Annotated in this window: 2 pseudogenes; both read left to right on the forward strand. The window is 69.7% G+C overall.

The features are described from left to right. Positions 1-216, forward strand: a pseudogene (locus tag CCN29_RS35135) (hypothetical protein); the annotation flags it as partial. 320 nt (positions 217-536) lie between these two features. Next, a pseudogene (locus CCN29_RS31185) lies at positions 537-770 on the forward strand (A/G-specific adenine glycosylase); the annotation flags it as partial.

The following is a 770-nucleotide window of genomic DNA, read 5'->3' on the forward strand; positions in this document are numbered from 1 at the left end:
TCCTCCATCTACTGGCGTCGGAGGGCCGTACTGCTGTCCGTGCTCGCCCTGTTGGCGTTGTTGATCACCTGGGTCGTGGTCTCCACGGGCGGCGGCGGCAAGGGCGCGAACAACGGCGCGAACGGCAAGAATCCGCCCGTGGAGACCACGACCCAGGTGATCAACAACGCCAACAGGGCGAGCACGGACAGCAGTACGGCCCTCCGACGCCAGTAGATGGAGGAGGGAAGCGGCCCGACCGGATTGCGCAGAGATCCCACGGCCCAAACTGTACGAGAGATCCGGGCGTTCGCTTGTCCCACCCGCCGCCCCGCGCACAACTTTTCCGGATCATCATCCCGGTAACCGGCCGCACACCCTTGTCTTTTGTCACACTCCGACCGTTCCGACCCCTGCGACCGGGCCAACCGGGCGGACCGGCCCACCCGTTGACCTGCGCCCGTCGCCCGAGCAGCGAGCGGGAACTGCTCCGCCGGGGGCCCTCCCCCGTGGCGCTCGGCCGTCCACGCGGCCCGGCGTGGCAGGATCGACGGGTCATGACTGCTCCCACGAAGCCCCCGCACGGCACCGCCGCCGATTCCCCGTCCGAGCGTGCTCCCGGTGAGCCGCTGCACTCCCCCGTCATCGACTGGTTCGACGAGCACGCCCGGGACCTTCCGTGGCGGCGCCCGGAGGCCGGCGCGTGGGGGGTGATGGTCAGTGAGTTCATGCTCCAGCAGACCCCGGTCAACCGCGTGCTGCCCGTCTACGAGCAGTGGATGGCCCGGTGG

The organism is Streptomyces pseudogriseolus (assembly GCA_002154585.1).
Taxonomy (GTDB): Bacteria; Actinomycetota; Actinomycetes; order Streptomycetales; family Streptomycetaceae; genus Streptomyces; species Streptomyces pseudogriseolus.